The organism is Candidatus Flexifilum breve (assembly GCF_016713355.1).
On sequence record NZ_JADJPI010000016.1, the window covers coordinates 1 to 20,041 of the forward strand.

Annotated in this window: 19 protein-coding genes and 1 pseudogene; 3 read left to right on the forward strand and 17 right to left on the reverse strand. The window is 54.3% G+C overall.

The window, feature by feature from the left end; translation table 11 throughout:
• Window positions 1-101: 101 nt before the first annotated feature.
• Window positions 102-1,244 (forward strand): glycosyltransferase family 4 protein, encoded by a 1,143-nt coding sequence (locus IPK17_RS15400; protein WP_343418580.1) that lies wholly within the window; start codon window positions 102-104, stop codon window positions 1,242-1,244.
• A 3-nt stretch (window positions 1,245-1,247) separates the two neighbouring features.
• The gene (locus IPK17_RS15405; protein ID WP_343418581.1) at window positions 1,248-2,414 is read left to right on the forward strand and encodes a glycosyltransferase; all 1,167 of its coding nucleotides are present in this window, start codon (window positions 1,248-1,250) and stop codon (window positions 2,412-2,414) included.
• 14 nt (window positions 2,415-2,428) lie between these two features.
• Here the strand turns inward: IPK17_RS15405 and IPK17_RS15410 are convergent, their stop codons facing one another.
• From IPK17_RS15410 to asnB, 17 genes and pseudogenes are all read right to left on the reverse strand, one after another.
• The gene (locus tag IPK17_RS15410) at window positions 2,429-3,571 is read right to left on the reverse strand and encodes a glycosyltransferase (protein WP_343418582.1); all 1,143 of its coding nucleotides are present in this window, start codon (window positions 3,569-3,571) and stop codon (window positions 2,429-2,431) included.
• 14 nt (window positions 3,572-3,585) lie between these two features.
• Complete coding sequence (locus IPK17_RS15415; RefSeq protein ID WP_343418583.1) at window positions 3,586-4,905, reverse strand: DUF8712 domain-containing protein; 1,320 nt, start codon at window positions 4,903-4,905, stop codon at window positions 3,586-3,588.
• Between the two features lie 38 nt (window positions 4,906-4,943).
• Complete coding sequence (locus IPK17_RS15420; protein ID WP_343418584.1) at window positions 4,944-5,816, reverse strand: FkbM family methyltransferase; 873 nt, start codon at window positions 5,814-5,816, stop codon at window positions 4,944-4,946.
• Between the two features lie 59 nt (window positions 5,817-5,875).
• Entirely contained in the window at window positions 5,876-7,012 is a 1,137-nt protein-coding gene (locus tag IPK17_RS15425) for a glycosyltransferase family 2 protein (RefSeq protein WP_343418585.1), read from the reverse strand.
• On the reverse strand, window positions 6,999-7,658 hold the full coding sequence (locus IPK17_RS15430) for a CgeB family protein (RefSeq protein ID WP_343418586.1): 660 nt from the start codon (window positions 7,656-7,658) through the stop codon (window positions 6,999-7,001). The genes IPK17_RS15425 and IPK17_RS15430 overlap by 14 nt, the downstream gene beginning before the upstream one ends.
• Window positions 7,640-8,026, reverse strand: coding sequence for a hypothetical protein (locus tag IPK17_RS15435; RefSeq protein ID WP_343418587.1), 387 nt, complete (start codon window positions 8,024-8,026; stop codon window positions 7,640-7,642). Before IPK17_RS15435 ends, IPK17_RS15430 begins: the two co-directional genes overlap by 19 nt.
• A gap of 129 nt (window positions 8,027-8,155) precedes the next feature.
• Entirely contained in the window at window positions 8,156-9,121 is a 966-nt protein-coding gene (locus IPK17_RS15440; RefSeq protein ID WP_343418588.1) for a glycosyltransferase family 2 protein, read from the reverse strand.
• Window positions 9,122-9,154: 33 nt separating this feature from the next.
• On the reverse strand, window positions 9,155-10,144 hold the full coding sequence (locus IPK17_RS15445; protein ID WP_343418589.1) for a glycosyltransferase family 2 protein: 990 nt from the start codon (window positions 10,142-10,144) through the stop codon (window positions 9,155-9,157).
• 109 nt (window positions 10,145-10,253) lie between these two features.
• Window positions 10,254-10,652, reverse strand: a complete 399-nt coding sequence (locus IPK17_RS15450; protein WP_343418590.1) for a hypothetical protein — start codon at window positions 10,650-10,652, stop codon at window positions 10,254-10,256.
• A complete protein-coding gene (locus IPK17_RS15455; protein WP_343418591.1) occupies window positions 10,646-11,119 on the reverse strand; it encodes a glycosyltransferase family 2 protein in 474 nt (157 codons plus the stop codon). Before IPK17_RS15455 ends, IPK17_RS15450 begins: the two co-directional genes overlap by 7 nt.
• On the reverse strand, window positions 11,109-12,314 hold the full coding sequence (locus IPK17_RS15460) for a DegT/DnrJ/EryC1/StrS family aminotransferase (protein WP_343418592.1): 1,206 nt from the start codon (window positions 12,312-12,314) through the stop codon (window positions 11,109-11,111). The genes IPK17_RS15455 and IPK17_RS15460 overlap by 11 nt, the downstream gene beginning before the upstream one ends.
• Entirely contained in the window at window positions 12,298-12,978 is a 681-nt protein-coding gene (locus IPK17_RS15465) for an acetyltransferase (protein WP_343418593.1), read from the reverse strand. The genes IPK17_RS15460 and IPK17_RS15465 overlap by 17 nt, the downstream gene beginning before the upstream one ends.
• Window positions 12,979-13,060: 82 nt before the next feature.
• Complete coding sequence (locus tag IPK17_RS15470; RefSeq protein WP_343418594.1) at window positions 13,061-13,957, reverse strand: ABC transporter ATP-binding protein; 897 nt, start codon at window positions 13,955-13,957, stop codon at window positions 13,061-13,063.
• A 2-nt stretch (window positions 13,958-13,959) separates the two neighbouring features.
• Window positions 13,960-14,220, reverse strand: coding sequence for an ATP-binding cassette domain-containing protein (locus IPK17_RS15475; protein ID WP_343418595.1), 261 nt, complete (start codon window positions 14,218-14,220; stop codon window positions 13,960-13,962).
• The gene (locus IPK17_RS15480) at window positions 14,220-15,074 is read right to left on the reverse strand and encodes an ABC transporter permease (RefSeq protein WP_343418596.1); all 855 of its coding nucleotides are present in this window, start codon (window positions 15,072-15,074) and stop codon (window positions 14,220-14,222) included. The genes IPK17_RS15475 and IPK17_RS15480 overlap by 1 nt, the downstream gene beginning before the upstream one ends.
• Before the next feature lie 5 nt (window positions 15,075-15,079).
• Window positions 15,080-16,210, reverse strand: coding sequence for a glycosyltransferase family 4 protein (locus IPK17_RS15485; RefSeq protein WP_343418597.1), 1,131 nt, complete (start codon window positions 16,208-16,210; stop codon window positions 15,080-15,082).
• Between the two features lie 10 nt (window positions 16,211-16,220).
• Window positions 16,221-18,100 (reverse strand): annotated as a pseudogene (asnB, locus tag IPK17_RS15495) (asparagine synthase (glutamine-hydrolyzing)).
• Window positions 18,101-18,339: 239 nt separating this feature from the next.
• On the opposite strand from asnB, the gene IPK17_RS15500 reads away from it, so the two are divergent.
• On the forward strand, window positions 18,340-20,040 hold the full coding sequence (locus IPK17_RS15500; RefSeq protein ID WP_343418600.1) for a polysaccharide biosynthesis tyrosine autokinase: 1,701 nt from the start codon (window positions 18,340-18,342) through the stop codon (window positions 20,038-20,040).
• Window position 20,041 lies beyond the last annotated feature (1 nt).

Genomic DNA, 20,041 nt, shown 5'->3' on the forward strand with positions numbered 1-20,041 from the left:
GCAGTTGCATTGCCCATCTCGGTAGTATTTTTGACCTATAGCACCGTGCGCCGCGTTGGCCGATTCTGGCATGCTCGGTTGGTACTCAGGAAGAGGCTCTAATGGCATCGGAAAAGCGCTGTCTCCTCGTCATTACGGGAGCTTTCGATCTGGACGGAGGCATTGCTGCCTCAAGTCGTCTGGCGATCTACGCGCTGTGTGCTGCTGGCTATGCAATCGACATCTTCGCCTTCAATGAATCAGCAGACTCGGCCGCCAGATATGCGGCACTTCCGAGTGTTCGTTATTGGGGGGCGAATAACCACAAAGCGGCCTTTACCGTGGCCGTATTGCGAGCAGTACTGACTCGCCGCTATGCTTTTGCTTTTAGCGATCATATCAATGTGGCATCAATTCTTGCGCCGCTTGCACTGTTGGGGATGATTCACTATGTGGTGCGAGTGCATTTGATTGAGGCGATCGCGCCTTATCTCGATATGCAAGGGAAGCTTGGGCTGAGGTTTGCCTCGCGCATTCAGGCGTCTGAATTCGCCCGCAGCGAAGTGCTCAAGACGTTTCCGAAACTGCAGATTGATCCTGTTGCTTTGTCGCTTCCGCCTGATGTCAACTTTGCTCTGACTGAGACTTGGTCCAACCCAGCGATCGAACTTCAGTCGGTGGATGGTCAGAACCGCGCCTTGGATGGCCGAATGATTCTGCTCGTCGGGCGGATGACTGCCGCCGAGCAGTACAAAGGCCAGGATGTGCTGATTCAGGCTATGCCGCTCATCCTTGAACGTTGCCCCGCGGCGCAGTTGGTGCTGGCCGGTCAGGGTGACGATTTTCCACGGTTGCTGTCGCTGGCGCAGACCCAGCCCGGTGAGATATCAGCGCGCATTTTTATGCCGGGGTTTGTGAGCCGCGAACAGCTAGATGTGCTGTACCAAACCTGTATCGTGTTCGCCATGCCAAGCCGAGGTGAGGGGTTTGGTGTTGTGTTCTTAGAGGCCATGCGCTGGGCTAAGCCATGCCTTGGCAGTCGGCTTGATGCCGCTCAATATCTCATTGTGCACGAGCAAACAGGTCTGCTCGTGGATGATCCCCAGAGCCCGCGCGAGGTCGCTGATGCACTTCTCCGCATCCTGAACGATCCACAGTTGGCGCGAGCCTACGGGCAGAAAGGCTATGAGCTTGTACAACAGAATTATCGTTTCGACCGCTTTCGCGAACGATTTCTTCAGTCACTCTCCATGGCGGAGCCCTAATCCATGCGCCCAGTGATTCTGATCCTCATTGAGCACTACTTACCGGGTACACGTGCTGGCGGTCCTGTGCGTTCTGTCTCTAATCTGGTCGAAGCACTCGGCGATAGTTTTGAATTTCGGATTCTAACTTCTGACCATGAGCTTGATGAGTCAGAACCGTATCCCGACATAGAAGCAGGCAAATGGTATCCCGTCGGCAAGGCGCAAGTTCGCTACCTGAAGAATGAGGAAAGGCGGTTGTTTGCCTTTGGCGAGATTATCCGGCGCACGCCACATGACCTTTTGCTGCTGGAGTCGATTTTTGAGCGGATGTCGATTTTTGCGTTGGTGCTGCGCCGCGTAGGGGGTTTAAAGCATGGGGAAGTTCTCATCACGCCGCGTGGGCATCTTGGGCGAGGCGCACTGGAGCAGAAGTTTGTCAAAAAGGCGGGCTTTCTTGCAGTGGTTCGACCTCTAGGTTTGTACAGTGGGCTGCACTGGTATGCGACGAGCGCGGCCGAGCGCGACGAGATCGTGCGGGAGTTCGGCCCGGGCGAAGCGGCACGCATTCGCATCATTCCAAACCTGCCCAGCACCCCCATCACATCCGCACTCACTGTCCATCTACCCAAGCAGCCAGGATCCTTGCGTATTGTTTTTCTATCGCGAATCTCGCGCAAAAAAAATCTACATTTCGCCTTGGAGACGCTCCGGGAAATGTCAGAGAACGTCGAATTTGATATTTATGGGCCGCTTGAGGATGACATTTACTGGGCCGAATGTCAGGCGATCGTCGCAACGTTGCCCACGAACATCCGTGTTCAGTATCGGGGCTTCGTCCCATTCGAGCAGACAATTGCCGTGATCAATGGCTATCATCTGTTCTACCTGCCAACACTGCATGAAAACTATGGACATGTCATTGCCGAAGCGCTGGCGGCAGGGTGCCCAGTGCTGATCAGCAACAGGACGCCATGGAATGATCTGGAGGATTTTGGCGCAGGATGGGCGCTTCCGCTCGACGATCAGCAAGCTTTCTCGCTTGTCCTGAAGCAGATGTGCGCGCTGAATGACGTTGATTTCGCAGCGCGGCGGGAGCAGGTTGCTAAGTACCTGCGGCAGCATCCCGCAGCGTCGGAGACAGGCGCATTGTTCCGCACGCTTTTCGATGAGCTGATCGCGCGGGATTAGCGTGCCATTTGGCTCTAAGCCAGCAGTTGCTTAATCACCGGGCGATACTGGTGTTCGTAGTTGAATTCGTCCCGGAAGGCGCGTCGACTGCCAGCAGCCAGTTGATCGGCCAGCGCATCACTACCTAAAATCCGGTTGACAGCAGCGGCGATAGCTCCCGGTGAGTCGGGCGGGACGATCAAACCATTGTGATACCGATCAACTAAGGCTTGATTGCCTTTGCTGGTGCTGAGGAGTAACGGCAGACCCGCGGCGATATACTCCATGATTTTGTTGGAGGCCAACGTAGGATATCGATGATTGAAATGAACGGGCTCATAAAGCCCATGTCCCAACGTCGCTCCACTCGTGAAGTCGAGCACTTGAGTATAGCTGACCGCAGGTAAAAGCACGAAACGGTCGCTAACCCCAACCTCGGCGGCAACCTGTTCCAACCAGCGTTTATCGGACTCTTCGCCAGGACCCATCACCACAAAACCCCACTGGGGATTGTCCCACATTGGCATTGAACGGATGGTAACATCAATAGCATGCCCTCGCCCGACGCGGCCGGGACGAAAGACAATCTTGTCAAAGCTCTTACCCAGTTGTCGCAAGATAACCTGCAATTGTGAATTCCGCGTATCAGGGGCGGTGAGAGCTGAATTGGCAACAATTAACGGTTCGGTCTTCAATTTGAGTTCACGTGCCATCACCGAAGCGCGTTCACGATCCGGTACAACGACAATGTCGGCGGTGCAGGCGAAAGATCGTTCAAACTGCTTGATCAGGAATGCGTTCGGCAAGAGTTTGGCGCTATTTTCGACATAGTCATGACTGTGATACAGCAGTCGCTTGTTTAGCAGCCAAGCAGTGAGTCGAGCGGGCAAAAAGGCATGCATATCATAGGCCGTTATCCAGTCGCTGCGGCGATCAGTCAGGCGCAGAACTTGTAGGCAAAAGTCGGCATAGTTCAGCAGTGAGTTTTGCCAGCGTCTAGTGATACGGGTAATCCGGGTACCTTCTGGATACTCGATAGGTGCCTGCTGCCAGAGCGGCGTGGTGAAGTTGGTACACACGATATGCTGTGTAATCTTGTGATCTTCCAATACGCTTGCCGCGTTGATCATCGGCGGGTAATAATCTGGGTTTCCATAAAAGATACCTTGCAGATGCACTTGTGTTCCCCGATCTACGATTTAACGTGCCCGCCGGTCGATGCCATCGATGTAATTTTCCGCTCTCGGATGGCGAATACGGTCCGAATAGCCACGTTGACGATGAGAATGCTGATTACCCCCGAAACAGCTGTACTAACCAGTGTCAGAAGATCGTCCTGCACGAGGATCAAACCAAAAATGGGCACTATCCAGAGGGCAAAACTGAGATTATCTCCGCGCCAGAGGGCTTGAGCTGCTCCGTAGTCCAACCAGGCAATGACTACGCCGAGGAGAATAAATCCGAGAATAACACCTGGTGTTTGGTAATTAGCGTACAGTTCGATGACAGGACTAAGACCCACTGAGGTTCCTGGTTGAATCGGAATGCCGGTGTAGTATTGATATAGTGCTGAACCGCCCACCACAATTGGTTTGTCAGGCCACAGTGCTCGGGGGACCAACATAAGAACGGCACTTTCAATTGTTTGTCCATTACCGAGCGGCACCACTCGTTCGCCAATTCGCTTGATGACCCGTCCCAGTGGAAAATTGTAACCCAGTCGCACATCAATCCAGTCCAATTGGGTGGAATCGGTCGCGTCGAACCAGCGGAAATTGAACGCCAGGGTGTTGTACACATCCTGCAGCGGACTCTGGGTATATTCGCCCGCCCAGACAATGGCGCGAACGGTGCTGCGTGAGTCAAAGTAGACGGCAATGATGCTCAAGGCGACGTAGCCAATGACCAGCGATGGGATGATGAGTAAGTGCGCCTTGCGGACGCGCAGCGCGGCGAAGATGCCGACGACAATTGTCGGCACCACGCCAAACCCAAGAAAACCATCACGGACCAAAGTAAATACCGGCCAGACGATGATCACTATGACGAGTGGCACCCGCGACCGGAGCGATTTTTTGCCCTGCATAATTTCCCATAACCAGATGATCGCACCCACGTGCCACAGGCGTATCAGGGAGCTCGTAAAAGCTTGGGCGCTGGGTATGCCGCGCAGTAACAACCCTAGTCCGAAGTAACTGATGATGCCAATCAGTATGTAGAGATACGCCAGTTTATCCTGACCGCTGAAAGGGATTTGGCGAATGGGAAGTGTTGACCTTTGGAGTTGACTATTGAAATGGCGCAGCGCAGGAAAGAGGCCCAGCGCGCCGATGGAGAACGCGATCATTGCGATTGTCGCTTGCGTGAACCCATTCAAAACAATCGTTGGATCGTAGTATGGCTGGTACCATGGAAAGGTGTAAATGATCGCTTGCAGCAAGTGAATCATCGCTAGAAAGATGACAAACGTCAGCATTCCACCGATATTCTTGTCCCGGCGCTTCCAGCTCACAAAGCTCACCACGCCTATGACGAATAACCAGATTGCGATCAGGATTGGAAAATCTGAATCAAGGTGCGGCGAGTGCCAGACTCACCTACAGGATTTGGTTTCAGCGGCAGCGGATGCCCGCTTCTACTGATGGAATGCAGTGTATAGCCGAATTGCACTAGAAAAGCCTGAACATCCGCAAACGTAATGGCTGAGGATTCCCAGTTCCAATCGTATTCGAAAATCAGCGCCGGTTTGAAGGTGTGCAGCGTGTGCTCTGCTCCCTGCAGTACTTGAAACTCTGCCCCTTGTACATCAATCTTGATTAAATTGACAGTTGGGAGCTGTTGCTGGCGTACCAGTTCGTCCAGGCTTGCTGTGCCCACTTCATATTGCACATTGGTCGCTTCATTCGGCCAGAAGGTTGCTTGTCCTTCATTGGTGTCGTTGTCGCGCCAGAACAACTGCGCTGTTCCGGACTGATTCGAAGCGGCGATCGGCAGGACCGTCACATTTCGCACTTGATTGTCGTTCAGGTTTTTGTGGAGTTTGTTTAGCACCGGTGGACAGGGTTCGATGGCAATGACACGGCCTTGCGCTCCCACGATACGGCTGAGCGTGATAGTGTGTGCTCCGACATTTGCGCCTACATCAAAGACTACCGCGCCGGGAGATACTAGACGCGTGAGCAGTTGATGGATCGGATATTCGAAATATCCGTCTAGGAAGAGACACCACTCAATCCATGATTGGGTAGCGAGATGCAGCGTGAATTCCCCATCGTAGTTAATAGTCACTTGTTTAGGGTGGCGTTGGCGTAGAGCCGGTGGGTAGAGCACCCGGTTGAACAGACTCTGACCGATACGAAGCCCGAATGTTCGACGCCCCCAAGCAATCAAACGAACTAATTCAAAACGTGGATCAACAGTCACATTCGGCTCTCTGGTTCATACGATACCGAGGATTTAGGATAGTGTACCAAAAGCTGCAATCACCTACCTTGCTTTGCTCTCCAGACTAACACACGAATTGTCGACATAAGGCGACTAAACAGATTGACAGGAATAAGCAGCGCAATTGGCGTTAGTGTCAGAAACAGTGCCCACAAGTAGAGTTTGTCGGGCAAATCTAGCTCGATCCCTTTGCCTAATTCACTCGGAGTGTGCCCTCGGGCTACGCCAACCGCGAAACTCCAATTAGCAACTCGTCGATAATCAAAAACCCAAAATGGATGCAAGGTAAACAGTAATTCGGCGAGAACTTTTCGCTTGATCCCAGATTGTTGTGACAAAGGAACATAAGGCAAAATGGCGTCGATTGTGACGCGAGCTACCGAATCAAGCCCGGTATGACGCTGCTGAAATGACCATGGGGCATCGCTCCATTTCGAAGCGTAATTTGGAACCCGCTCGCCGTCTATCTGAACGTCCTTTCGAACTGCCATCACAGCGAGCGTGCCAAGGTTGCCGCCGGCGGCGATGATGCGACAAGCAAGATAGATTTGATAATAGATGGACTGGTCCCAGCGACCAGTATCATGAGTTGCGGCTGCCTCTCTATCGTAAAGCAACCCGCTGACAAAGCTAAATGTACGAAAATGGGTTACTGCGGCTTCAACACCAGACCCAAGTATCTGTGTTACTCTGGCTCTTTGTACAACAGCGGAAGTTTCCCAATCTGCATAATTGGTCACGCTGACTTTGGGATAACCAAGTTCCTGCAATGAGTCGTGCAGCTTTTTTAGTGTATCGGGGGCGCCCAAGCAATCATCGTTACCTAGCAGAAATACATAGCGTCCGCGTGACGCTTTGAGACAAAACCGAACATTGCCATCATAACCTAAGTTTTTCGGCTGCGAGAAATAAAGAAATGCCCGACCAGATGCGGCTAGCAGCGGTGGAAGCGTTTCATCCGAATCATCAGGGGAACAATCATTCGAAATAACAATTTCAAAGTCATCAAATTGCTGGCTGAAAATGCTAGCTAGTACGACTTCGAGGTAGCGGCGGTGTTTGTAGTGGGGGATAGCAATAGAAAAAAAGGGCGTTTGATTGTTCGGCAGTCCTTGCGAGGCGAGCAGGTGATGCGGCGATAGAGTTTGACCTTGAGGAAGCTTAGTTTGAACCATACGTCTGCACATGCTCCACAATTGCCATTAACCGATGATGATAGGTATTGCCATTGCCTAAAATATGCTGTCGCGTCTTTTGGGCAAGGTCGTTTCGCTCTGTATCGGAATGGACTAACCACTGCGTTTTTTCAATCATATCATGCAGCGAGTTGAAATAGACCGTATCTTCGCCCAGAATCGTCCGATGTTCGGGAGTATCTTCTGCTAGCATGCATGCACCCATAGCCGGTGCTTCGAACGTACGCATCACATGCCCATCACGATTGGCTTTTCGAACTAGGCACAATGTGACTTTCGAGCCTGTAATTGCCCAGCGTAGAGTCCTTGCATTCGCCATCCCTTTGGCCGCGGGCCGTGTCAATGGAAAACGCTCCCAATACTGTCCATAAAGATGAACGTTTAATTGTGCCTTGATTAACCCTTCGATGTAGCTAACCCGATCATGATCTGCTCCACCATAAAACAAAATGTCACACGCGAACTTTTCCGCAGCATCCGGTGGCGGGGCTTCCGGGAAATGAATAGTGGGGTTGTAGGCAAATGGCAGGTAAGAAGTGTTCGATCCCAATTGAGCAAGCTGAGCTAGATTGCTGCTTCGGGGAGAAAACACAAAATCATATGCTCTCAACGCTTTGAAAACCACTGGGATGACTGTACAGGATTCCAGGGATCATCGGTAAGAAAATTCGCGCATACGATACCCAGGCTTTTTGCCGCATGCAGCGCTTCGGCATTGGGCGGCGTGATCCCAGTGACAAGCAGCAGGTCAGGGCGAAACTCCTCGCATTTTCGTACGACTGCCTGACTGAACGCATTCAAATAGGGTGGGCGATGGTCGCGTAAATGCCAGTTGAGTCTTGTTAACAGGTAAGATGAGCCGATTGAAGCACTGGCGTTGAGTAATTCGGTTTGCAACCCGATCTCTTGGGCCGCCCCATACAAGTGTGCGCCGACATGCGTTTCGCCAGAGTAACCAACAATGAGCAGACGTTTAACGGTTTGTGGTGTCAAGTTTGACCCTCGTATAGCGGGAAAATCGTCAAATTGACGTTGTTAACTGATTGAGCATGCGTCGCAGCCGACATTGGCTCTTGGCTTGCGTGGTTCGAAATAGTCACTAACATCAAAAATTGTACAATCTCATTCAGCAGGTTGCTGAGCGGCTGTGCGTCGACGACGCGCAACTCCATGCGCCGCAAGCGCAGTGGCTAAAGTGGTTTTGCGCTCCAAACCAATCGACAGACATAACACTACATGAAACCAAGAACCGTTCACTGATCGCCAACCGCCTAGTACACGTGCGCGATTAAGGCATCGCCGGGCGATCTGTGGATTTTGTTGAAAACCACCACTGGCCAAGCGATGATAGGCACGCGATAAGTCAATCACATAAGCTGACAATCGCTCTTGTTCGCGCAAAGAGTGTTCGATCTTCTCAAGCGCGCGGAAGCGTCCGGCGTAAGCTTGTTCAGATCGAGCCCGGCTGAGTGAATTGGAATGGATTCGGTATAGCAGTCCACCATCAGAGATGCGAAGTAGGCGAACGTTATTGAGCAAGGCTCGAATGCGGAAATCCCCGTCATCATTAGGCGCAGTAGTTTGATCCCATGCGCCATTGCGCTCGACGACAGCCCGTGGCCAGAGCATGGCGCCGGGCGGCATCCAGAACCGACCTGACAGCTCGTTTCGAATTTCATCTGCCGACACTTGTTGTAACGTAAAAGTTGGTGGGTGGGCGACCCATTCACCAGCTTCCCAGCAGTAAGGATACCAAGGACAAACGGCAATCGCATTCTCTTGGTGCTGGAGTGCCCGGAAAAGCACTTCAATGGTGGTTGGCAGAAGTACATCGTCAGAGTCCAGGAACAGGATGTAACTGCCGCGCGCCAGTTCGATGCCGCGATTGCGCGCTGCACAGCTTCCTTTATTGCTGCCGGTTTCGTAGCGAATTCGTGCCCGGTACTGTTCAATGATCGCCAGGCTGCCATCCGTTGAGCCATCGTCGATCACGATGATCTCCAAAGCAGAATAAGTCTGCGCGAAACACGACTCAATACACTCCGCTATCCATGGTTCAGTGTTATGGCAGGGAATGATGATCGACACAAGATCTGACTGCCTGGTACGATCGCTTTGCATTTACTTGTCTCGAAAGACCGAGAGCTGTGAGCGCCCTAGCATTCTCGCGACGGGGGTGGTGGTGAGCCAACGCACAACACGCTCTTTGCGTTTTAAGCCTATAGTATAATACAAAAGACGGTGTTTGAACGTACCATGAACTGAACGTCGCCCTCCAAGTCGCAGCGCATGAGCCAGCGCCCGATCCCCTAGCTCCTCATTCTGGGTCATCGCTGCCGTGGCCAGTCGATGAAATGCGCAGGCCAGATCGACTTTGTACTGTTCGAGACGATCGCTTTGCCGTAACTGCTCCTCGACCTTTTCGAATACACGGATTTTTGACTCCAGTGCGCGATAGGTTTGCTTTCCCGACACGGTATTGCTGGAATAGCGTCGGTAGATAAAACCACCCTGCGCGGATGTGACAAATTCGCACCCAGCCAAACGGGCGCGCAGGCGCAGGTCGCCATCCTGATTTGCCCACAGCGATTCATCCCATCCCCCCAGCGCGATCACCAGATCGCGCGGCCAGAGCAGCGCCTGGACCGGGATGTAATCGCCATGGCGCAGTTCGGCGACGAGCGGATCGCCAATATGCCCAGCAGGAGCGGCGATTTCTAACCAGCTCTTCCCGGTCCATTGCAAAAACCGCCAGGGACTCGCCACCACGACGTTCTTACGCCCGTCAGCAGCGGCGACTTGTCCTGCGATTGTCTCTGGTTCCAGCAGATCGTCGGCATCGAGAAACAGAACGTAATCGCCAGTCGCTAGAGCGAGGCCGCGATTCCTGGCCGCGCAGCCGCCCCGATTAGGACCTGTTTCATAGAAGATGGACGCTGGATATTGGGCTGCATACTGTCGAACAATTTGTAGGCTATCATCGGTTGAACCATCGTCGATGATGATGATTTCGAGCGGGGAGTATGTCTGGTGCAAACACGAACCAATCGCTTCGGCGATCCATTGTTCGCTGTTATAACACGGGATGATGATCGAAACAATGGTGCGCAAGTCTTCGGTATTCACCCTGCAGTAACGCGAGAACGGTACAGAGATCTTAGGAATGAAAATAAGCTCGGTGTGTAGATACATAAAAATGCCGACATAACCATATGGGGAGTTAGGCTTGAATCATAACGGCGCATAATTGCTTTTCGAAAATAATATTTCGCTTTTTGCCTCTCTCCAAGGGTCTCATATGGCGCGCAACTGTCAGATAGCGCATCTGAATTCTGAAATAGCGATCATATACGTGATTATAGTGGCTACTGAGCGTTTCAAAGGTCTGCAGATGGAATAGATTCCTCGAAAGTGAGTTTGCTCCACTCCAGACACCTCCATCATGAACGCGATAGGCTGCAAAAACTTCATCAATGTATCCAAGATACCCATGTTCTGTATTCAGTGTGAGAAGTACAGTATCAACATTGGTAATGTCGACCAACCATGTTGGCAGCGGATACAGTTTTGCGCGGAACATAACCGAACAGGTTTTGGGCAGTACTTTATCTTCTAACACATCCTGTAAAGAATACTTGGGAGTACTTGAGATCTTGTGGAATCGTCGCTTATTGACGGAGTGCGTCCGATTACGGTGCCCTGTTTTTCGGAATAGACGAGTGTGGCGCTAAAACAGGCTGAACAGTCTAGGTTTGAGTCCAGGAATTTGACTTGTGTTTGCAGTTTATCCGGCGAAGTCCAATAGTCATCGCCTTCCAGAAAAGCGATATATTGCCCTCGGCAAGTACTCAACACCTGATAAGAGTTTCCACCCACACCCTGCTTTGTCTCGTAGAGCAGCAGACGGATCTTATCCGGGTGCTTCGCTTGATACGCCAGCAGAATTTCCCGAGTTCGATCCTGCGAAAGATCATCGCCGATGACGATTTCATAGTCGAAATCGACCTGCTGCATAAGAATGCTATCGAGTGCCTGGGCGATATATTTTTCGTGGTTGTAAGTCAGCATCGCGACGCTAAGCTTCATGGGAGTTGGCTTTCTCCGTAATAGCCTGGCCGTTGGCGAGGATGAAATGGATCAACCGGCAGATCTCGTGGATGTCCGCTTCAGTGACCGCCGTTCCACTCGGAAGCGAAAGAACTTTCTGAGTCAGCTCCTCGGTTTCGCTCAGCAGCAGGCGGGCATGGGGAAAATACGAGCGGTAGGGTTCCATCTGGTGGCAGCCGGGGTAGAAGTAACGCCGCGCCAAGATATTCTCGGCGTGCAGCAGTTGAACGATCAGATCACGGGTGATCCCGGTTACAGCCGCGTCAATTTCCAGAATCACATATTGAAAGTTGTTGTGTTCAGTTTCATCGTAGGCAAACAATTTGATCCCGGGGATGCCCGTCAGCCCGGCTTGATAGGCGCGATAGTTACGTTGGTTGCTGGCGACAATTTCCGCAAGGCAATCGAGCGATGTTAAGCCCATCGCTGCGGCAATTTCGGTCATTTTCCCATTCGTGCCGACATAATCGACCCGATCCAGCCCGGCAAACCCGAAATTCCGCATGTAGCGCATCCGATCAGCCAGCGCGTCGTCATTTGTCACGACTGCCCCGCCCTCGAAGCTGTTCAGAAATTTGGTGGCATGGAAACTGAGGAATTCGGCAGCGCCAAATCCACCAATCATCCGCCCCTTATAGGAGCACCCCAAGGCATGGGCGGCGTCGAAAATGAGCCGCAATCCGCGCCGATTAGCAATTTCGGTCAGTTCGTCGATGGGGCAGGGTGCGCCCCACACATGCACGCCGATGATCGCCGTTGTCCGCGGGGTGATCATATCTTCGACGCGGTTCGGGTCGATATGATGCGAACCGGGCGCTACATCGCAAAAGACCGGCGTGATCTCTTGCCACTGCAGGGCATGGGCGGTCGCAATGAAGGTGAATGAGGGTAGAATGACTTCACCCTGAATACCAGCCGCGCGAACCGCGATTTCCTGCGCGATTGTCCCATTGGTCATTGCCACGCAGTGCTTGACCTGACACAACGCGGCAATCCGCTGCTCAAACTCCTGAACATACGGACCGTTATTGGTAAACCAACGCCGATCCAACATGTCCTCAATGCGGGCCATAAGCGCGACGCGATCCCCGATATTCGGCCGCCCTACATGCAAAGCCTGCTCGAAAGCCGCTGTGCCGCCTAAATAAGCCAGGTCCTTAAGAGTGGTTTTCATGTAAATGCCATCCGACAGGACGCTCCTTAATCACATGGGCTGGAACACCAACTACCGTGGTGTTTGCTGGAACGTCTGCGATCACCACACTTCCAGCACCAACTATAGACCAATCTCCGATGTTTTTTTTCTCAATAATTTTGGCACCAGTACCTATGTAGGTTCCGGTGCCGATGTGAACATTGCCGGAGATGAGTGTGCCCGGTGCAAGTGAAGCAAACGTTTCAATGATTACATCATGCCCAATGGTTGATGAGGGGTTAATGTGCACGTGAGCGGCAATCACGACGTGATTGCTTAGCACACAACCAGCCGTAATAACCGTACCTTGATCCACCTCCAACCAGGAAGTTTTTATCACACTGGGGTGGATTAAAGTAGCGAATCGCACCTGAAATTCGCGAAGCCGTTCAATCAACTGGCGCCTAAGTTCGGGTGCTCCAACGGCACAGACAACATACACCTCTGTATGATCCGCAAGCCATGAGAGTCCTCCCAGAATTGGCTTGCCTTGAATAATAGTGCCTGCCTGACCATATTGGGGGTCGACCAGAAAACCAAGCATGTCCCATGTCGGCGACACGGCATTGATGGCATCGACCACATCGAGGCTTTCACGGGCAAAGCCGCCAGCGCCAATGATGATGAGGGGGTTAGATGCCATGATTTACCTCAGGCCTTTGGATCATGGATGCAGTAAACGTTACCAGGGCGCTAGCATTCAGCCATAGAAGACAGCAAAGTGTTTATTCTCTGATTTCCAGGATATCAAGGTTGGCCGTTTCCCATTCCAAACGCGGATGTAATATGCCCGGCCATCGTCCATACCAGGTAGACAAACCTCGGGTTTCTGGTGCTTCTTCGACATCAAACACGAGAGCACTTTTTACTTCGTACAGGATGTATGACGAATTCTCAACAAATAGGACATCAACGCGGTAGGCGCCACTATTCAGCAAATAGGCGGGGATTATACAGGTGGAACGAAAAAGTCCGGCTGAATAGGGCTGTCCCATCCACTCCGTGTCGTGGACTGGCGCAGTGTTGAAAGCCATGATGTTGTCTTGATTGTAGATATGGAGGCTCAGATTCAGGCGGGTGTTTGGCCTTAGATTCCAATACTCAAACTCCAGGCGCACGGGAGTCGTCATGGTGATTGGGGCTGACGGATCGCCTTCAGCAGGCAGTACCCGCATACGATGAACCCGAATCCGATCATTGCCGGGTGCCTGTTTCAGATCTTCATACTTCTGTTCGGTGAGGGTTGATAAGGTGCTGCCCAAATAACTCGTGATCACCGTATCCGTATTTCCAGACTCCATCACCGTACCCTGATGCAACCATAACGCCCGGTTGCACAGCGATTTCACCGCCGCCATATTGTGGCTGACAAACAGAATGGTGCGTCCCTGGCCGGCGACCTGGCTCATTTTGCCGAGGCACTTCTTCTGGAATTCGGCATCCCCGACGGCGAGCACTTCATCGACGACGAGGATTTCGGGTTCCAGGTGCGCGGCGACGGCAAAACCGAGCCGCAGCCCCATGCCGCTCGAATAACGCTTGACAGGCGTGTCGATGAACTGCTCAACCCCGGCAAAGGCCACAATTTCGTCAAATTTGCGGCTGATCTCGGCGCGCTTCATGCCTAAGATCGAATCTTGAGCAAGGTGCTTTTTCCGGCGCCGTTGCGTCCGATGACGCCGAGTACCTCACCACGCCGGACTTCAAAAGACACGTCTTTGAGCGCCCAGAAGGTGTTATCCGGGGTGGCTCGTCGTGTCAGCCGCTGGAGTGGCGCCTGCAGTGTGCCGGTAATCGCTTCGCGGAAGGTTTTGTAACTGGTTTGCTTGCCGCCAATCCGATATTGTTTGCCGACGCCCTCGGCCTGAATCACGACATCTGACATCACACCATATCCGCGAAGTTCTTTTCCATCCGGCGAAAATACAGCATACCTGACACGAGCAGCGCCACCGCGGCGACTGCCGAGATGAGGATCATCGTGCCGGGTGGCGTCGAGCCCAGCAGGGCCCAGCGGAAGCCTTCGATCACGCCGACCAGCGGGTTGAGGCCGTAAAGCGTGCGCCAGGGTTCTTCAAGCAGCGTGCTCGAATAGACGACGGGGGAGGCGAACATCAGCGCCTGAATCAAAAAAGGCACCGCGTAGCGAATGTCGCGGTATTCAACGTTGAGCGCGCTTAGCCACAAACCCGCACCGAGCGCAGTAATCAGTGCCAGCAGCAGGAACAGTGGCAGCAGGATGACCGCAGTTGTCGGAAGCATGCCATAGAACAGCATGATGATCAGCAGTACGACAAAGGCGATGGCGAAATCGACCAACCCGCTGATCGTACTCGCTAAGGGAATGACCAAACGTGGGAAATAGACTTTACTGAGCAGATTTGCGTTGCCGACCAGACTGTTCGCTGACAGGGTCAAGGAGTTGGCGAAGAAAGTCCACGGGAGCAGCGCAGTATAACTGAAAACGGGATACGGCAGTCCATCGGACGAAACCTGTGCCAGCCCACCGAAGAAGACGCTGAAGATGACCATTGAGAAGAAAGGTTGAATCACCGCCCAGGCCGCGCCGAGCACGGTCTGCTTGTAGCGTACCGAGATATCGCGCCACGCGAGGAGCATGATCAGGTCGCGGTATTCCCACAAATCGTGGAGTCGCAGTGACACCCAACCTTTAGACGGGCGGATGATCGTAGTCCATTCACTGGGGTCAGGGGAAGTGTTGTTCGGCTGATTGGGCATACGTTTCACTTTAGAAGACGCGAATAGGCCTGAATTGCTCGCTCACCGTATTCGTCCCATCCACCAACGGATTGCACGCGTCGCAGCGCCGCCTGAGCCATCTTATCACGCAACTCCGGATTGTGGTATAGATGCAGAATCTTTTCATGAATGGCCTGTGAATCACGAATCGGCACAATGAAACCTTCAACGCCATCCGTGAACAGGTCACGCGAGCCCGTATTTGTCGTGGCAATCACGGGGACACCGCAGGCCATCGCCTGCGCCATGACCATGCCAAAACCATCCTGTATGGATGGCAGCACGAGAACCGACGCCTGCGCGTAGGTCTGACTTAAACGTACACGGGGAACGACTCCCAGATACTGAAACTGCCCACTGTAGCGCGAGAGTAAATCTTTAGCCTCGCTATGCAGTGGGCCAGCGAGGATGAGCTCGAAATTCGGCAGCTTAAGGTCAGCGCAGGCGCTAAGCAGATAACCGATGCCTTTCTGCAAACTCAATGTTCCCGCATACAACACCCGGAATACGTCATCAGTTTTGGGCTGTGGGCGGAACAGAGATAGATCGGCGCTGAGTGGCGATAGAAACAACTTCTCGGCTGGAAAACCGCGGGCACGGAATGTGTCATAGGCATAAGTTGAACACACATCGATTAAGTCCGCTTCAGCATACTCCTGCAGTTCGCGTCTAACCGTCCAGCGGCTGATACCGGGATACTTGCGGCCGTGCAGAGCATATTCTTCGCGTAGCAGGCGATCCTGTTCTTCAATATGTGCAGAACTGCGAATGCACACCGTTTTCATACCACGTCGTTGTGCCTCCTGTTGACCATACAGCCCGAACTGCGACATAAAGGTGAAGACATCGGCGTCGCCGATGTTCTTGCTTACCCAGCGGTCAAAAGTAGTAATCGTCAGCGGATGGATCCGCTCTACGAGTGCCGGACTGTAACGTAAGATAGCCATTTCTGGGACGAGGAGCCAAGGAAAAGTATGGGTATAACTTCGTAAACCCGGGTCAATTTTCCAACGAGGATAACCCGTATAGAGACGCGCCAACGACTCCAGTCGTAGAAGCTGCTGGGCCAAATCAAATGCATGGAAGCGACCGAGGCTCGAAACAATGATTTTCATGCGGGTGTCCTCACACGACGGCACTCAGCGCGGCCAGCGCCCACGGTCGCGACCAGTGAACCTGTCCGCGTGTGAACTGCTGATGTGTGTCCTGCACGGCTGACGGTGTGAGCAGCGCGTTGAGGCGTGTTTCCGCCGTGAGCTGCTGCAAGCGATCGGTGAGGCCGCGGCGCAGCCAGACATCAAATGGGAAGGTGAATCCCTGTTTGTCGCGGCGCTCCAGAATCAGCGGCGGGAGCAGGGAGCGCAGCGCCTGATTCAACAGCGGCTTGGGGCGGCCATCGGCTGAGGTTTTGAGGCGCGCGGGCAGCCGCAGCACATAGTCGACCAGCCGTTTGTCCAGCAGGGGACGCGCACTTCAAGCGAGTGAATCATGCTCATGACGTCAGTGTCGCGCAGCAGTTGGTGATGCGTATACGTGCGCAGTTCCGCGCGGCTCGTCCACGCGAACAGATCGGCGCTGTTGACACCCGCCTGAGCGTCGATGTGACGCACGAGGTCAAACTCTGCGACCGCCTGCGTCCACACTTCCGGGCGGACGAGCTGCCGCACTTCCCACGCGGAGAACAGACCGCGGCGCGCGGCGTAGGCGCTGGCGGGCGCTGCCGGGCGACCGAATGCATCCCGCAGACGCCCCCAGCGGCGGCGCTGCGGCAGCAGATCGAGCGCGTGCTGCGCCAGCCACCCGCCCGCCGGGACTCGGTGCGCGGTTTGCAGCCAGCCCAGCGTCTGCGGGACGCCCGCAAAGGTGCTGCCGTAGCCGCCGAAGAGCTCATCCCCGCCCAAACCGGAGAGCGCGACCGTCAACCCGGCTTGCCGTGCGGTCTGCGAGACGAAATAGGTGTTAACGCCGTCGACCGAGGGCTGGTCGAGCGCGTACAGGATGTTGTCGAATTCTTTGACCAGATCGTCCGCCGTGATCACGCGTTCGAAGTGTTCCGCGCCGACGTGTTCAGCCATGGCCCGTGCATAGGGCGCTTCCGAATACTCGGCTTCCGCGAAGATCATGGAGCAGGTGCGGATCGTTCCGGTCGTGGCCTGCCGCATACAGGCCACGACCGCGCTCGAATCCAGCCCACCGCTGAGGAATGCGCCGAGCGGCACATCGCTCACCAGTCGGATGCGGACGGCTTCCGCCAGCAGCGCGCGGGTCTGCTCGACCGCTTCGTCCAGTGCGGTGACTGCGCCGAGCGTCGTCGGCAGCGACCAATAGGTCACGGGCTGGAGCGGGGCGGTGAGCGGCAGCGTCGCCTGCAGGTAGGTGGATGGCGGCAGCGCGTGCACCTGCGCGTAGAGCGTCAGCGGATTGGGGACACTGCCCGTCAGCAAATACCCGACCAGCCCCGCGGCACTCACATCCCGGCTGATCAGCCCGGAGGCGAACAGCGTTTTGAGTTCGGAGGCAAATACGAAAGCTGTCGGCGTCTCCGCAGTGTAAATCGGCTTGATGCCCAGATGATCGCGCGCGAGCAGAAATTGCGGCGTGCGCTGGTCGTGAATGGCAAAGGCGAACATGCCGCGCAAGCGGTCGACGACGGCGCTGCCCCACGCTTCATAGCCTTTGAGGATGACTTCGGTATCGCTGGTGGAACGAAAAGTGTAGCCGAGCTGTTCCAGCTCCGGGCGCAGTTCATCCGTGTTGTAGACCTCGCCGTTATAGGTGATCCACACGGTCTGGTCGGCGTTACTCATCGGCATGTGCCCGGCTGGGGAGAGATCGCGGATCGCCAGTCGTCGATTGACAAAACCGACACGACCATCGGGTGAGATGTATAGCCCTTCGTCGTCGGGGCCGCGATGCTGCATGCTGCCTGCCATCTGCTGCAGGCGATCACGCAGGTCGGGCAGGTCAGCGTGCGGGCGTAGAAGTATTCCTGCAATGCCACACATTCATATCATCCTAAGTCGGGCACTCTGCGGAGCATTGTAGCGCAATTGCGACCGGGCGGCGCGGCGTTACTCGGCAGATTTACAAATTTCGTATGAATTTTCGGTTTTCGCGCCCGCCGTAAGTTGGAAAATGAATACAATCGAATCGATAGCATGGTAGAATTCGGTGTTCGTCTAGTCGGAACTCCGCTCTCAATCCATCATTTTGGCTGTGCAAACGCTGTAAGGCAAAGACATTCATGGAACTTGCTCCATATATCCAGATTTTTCGCCGATGGCTGCTGCTGATTGCGCTCGTCGCCCTCGTGGTTGGGAGCGTCAACTTCATCAACGGTGTGAATCGTCCTCCGTCCTACGAAGCGCAGGTGACGATCTCGATCGGCCCGTCGCTGCTCGACCAAGCGAATCCCTCGTCGGCAGACATTTATCTCGGCATGGATCTGGCCCCAACTTACCAGCAGTTGATCATTAGCTACGAAATTTTGCAGAGCACAGTCGAAGCGCTGGATTTGCCGATGGCTCCGGAAGACTTAGGCGGCTACATCAGCAGCGCGATTTTACCGAACACGGCGCTGCTCGTGGTGTCGGCGCAGTATGATGACCCGGTGCTGGCGGCGGACATTGTGAATACGCTCGCCGAACAGCTCATTTTGAAAAGCCCAACCAACTTGACGCCGGAACAGGAAGAACAGGTGGCGTTTGCCAATGAGCAGATCGCCGAACTGAACATTCTGTTGCAGCGCTCACGCGAACAGTTGAACCGGCTGGATGAGGAAATCCTCGCTTCGAATGAGCCCGCGCGCGTTACTGAGCTGACGCAGCAGCGCAATGATACGGTCGAGCAAATCAACCTAGCGCTGGCTACGGTCGCCGAATTTTCCGCGACGATTTCGACCATTCAGCAGCGCACCAACGCCATCGACATTGTAGAACGCGCCCGCGTGCCGCAGCAGTCGATCAATGTCGGGCCGATTGGCTCGGCGATTGGCGCGGGCATCCTCGGCGCGATCCTTGCATACGGGGTGGCGCTCGTCTTCGAATACTTCAACGACACGCTGCGCTCGTCCGAAGAGGTCACGCGCACGCTGCAATTGCCCGTCTTCGGCGCGATTACGACTTACGGGAATCGCAAGAAGCGCGACAGCGAACTACTGATCACCAACCACGAGACATTTTCGACTATCGCCGAGTCATATCGCAGTCTGCGCACGAACGTGCTGTACGCGCTTGGCGAAAATCCGAAAATTGCGCCGGTGATCGTCGTGACCAGCCCTGGCCCGGAAGAAGGAAAAACACTGACCGCGTCGAACCTCGCGGTGGCGATGGCGCAGGCGAATTTGCGCGTGCTGCTCATCGACGCTGACCTGCGCCGCCCCAAAGTGCATACGATGTTCGGCCTGCCCAACAATGTCGGCCTGAGCACGTTGCTGCGCGCCGATTTCAATCATGGGACGCCGGAAGAACAGAATCGCCGTCTGCGCGAATGCTTCCAGACCTCCGGGATCCCCAAGCTGCGCATCATCACCAGCGGCATCATTCCGCCGAACCCAGCGGAACTGATCGGTTCGCCGCTCACGAAAAGCTGGATTGATGCTTTCCGCGCCGCGCAGGATGTCGATCTGATCATCTTTGACAGCCCGCCGTGCCTGACGATTACCGACAGCACGATTCTGGTCGGTGGCGTCGACGCGAACGTACTGCTGGTGGTGAGCTGCGGACGCACGCAGCGCCGCGCCGCCATTCGCGCCAAAGAGGTCTTCACGCAGGTCAACAAGGAAATTCTCGGCGTGATCGCGAACCGCGTCAACCCGCAGGAAGAAGCCTACAGCTACGGCTATCACCAGTACTATACCTACAGCTACGGCGGCGAAAATCCGTCGCGCCTTGGTCGACTCCTCCAATCGCTGCGTTTACGACGCGGCGCCGCAGAAAAGAAGTAGG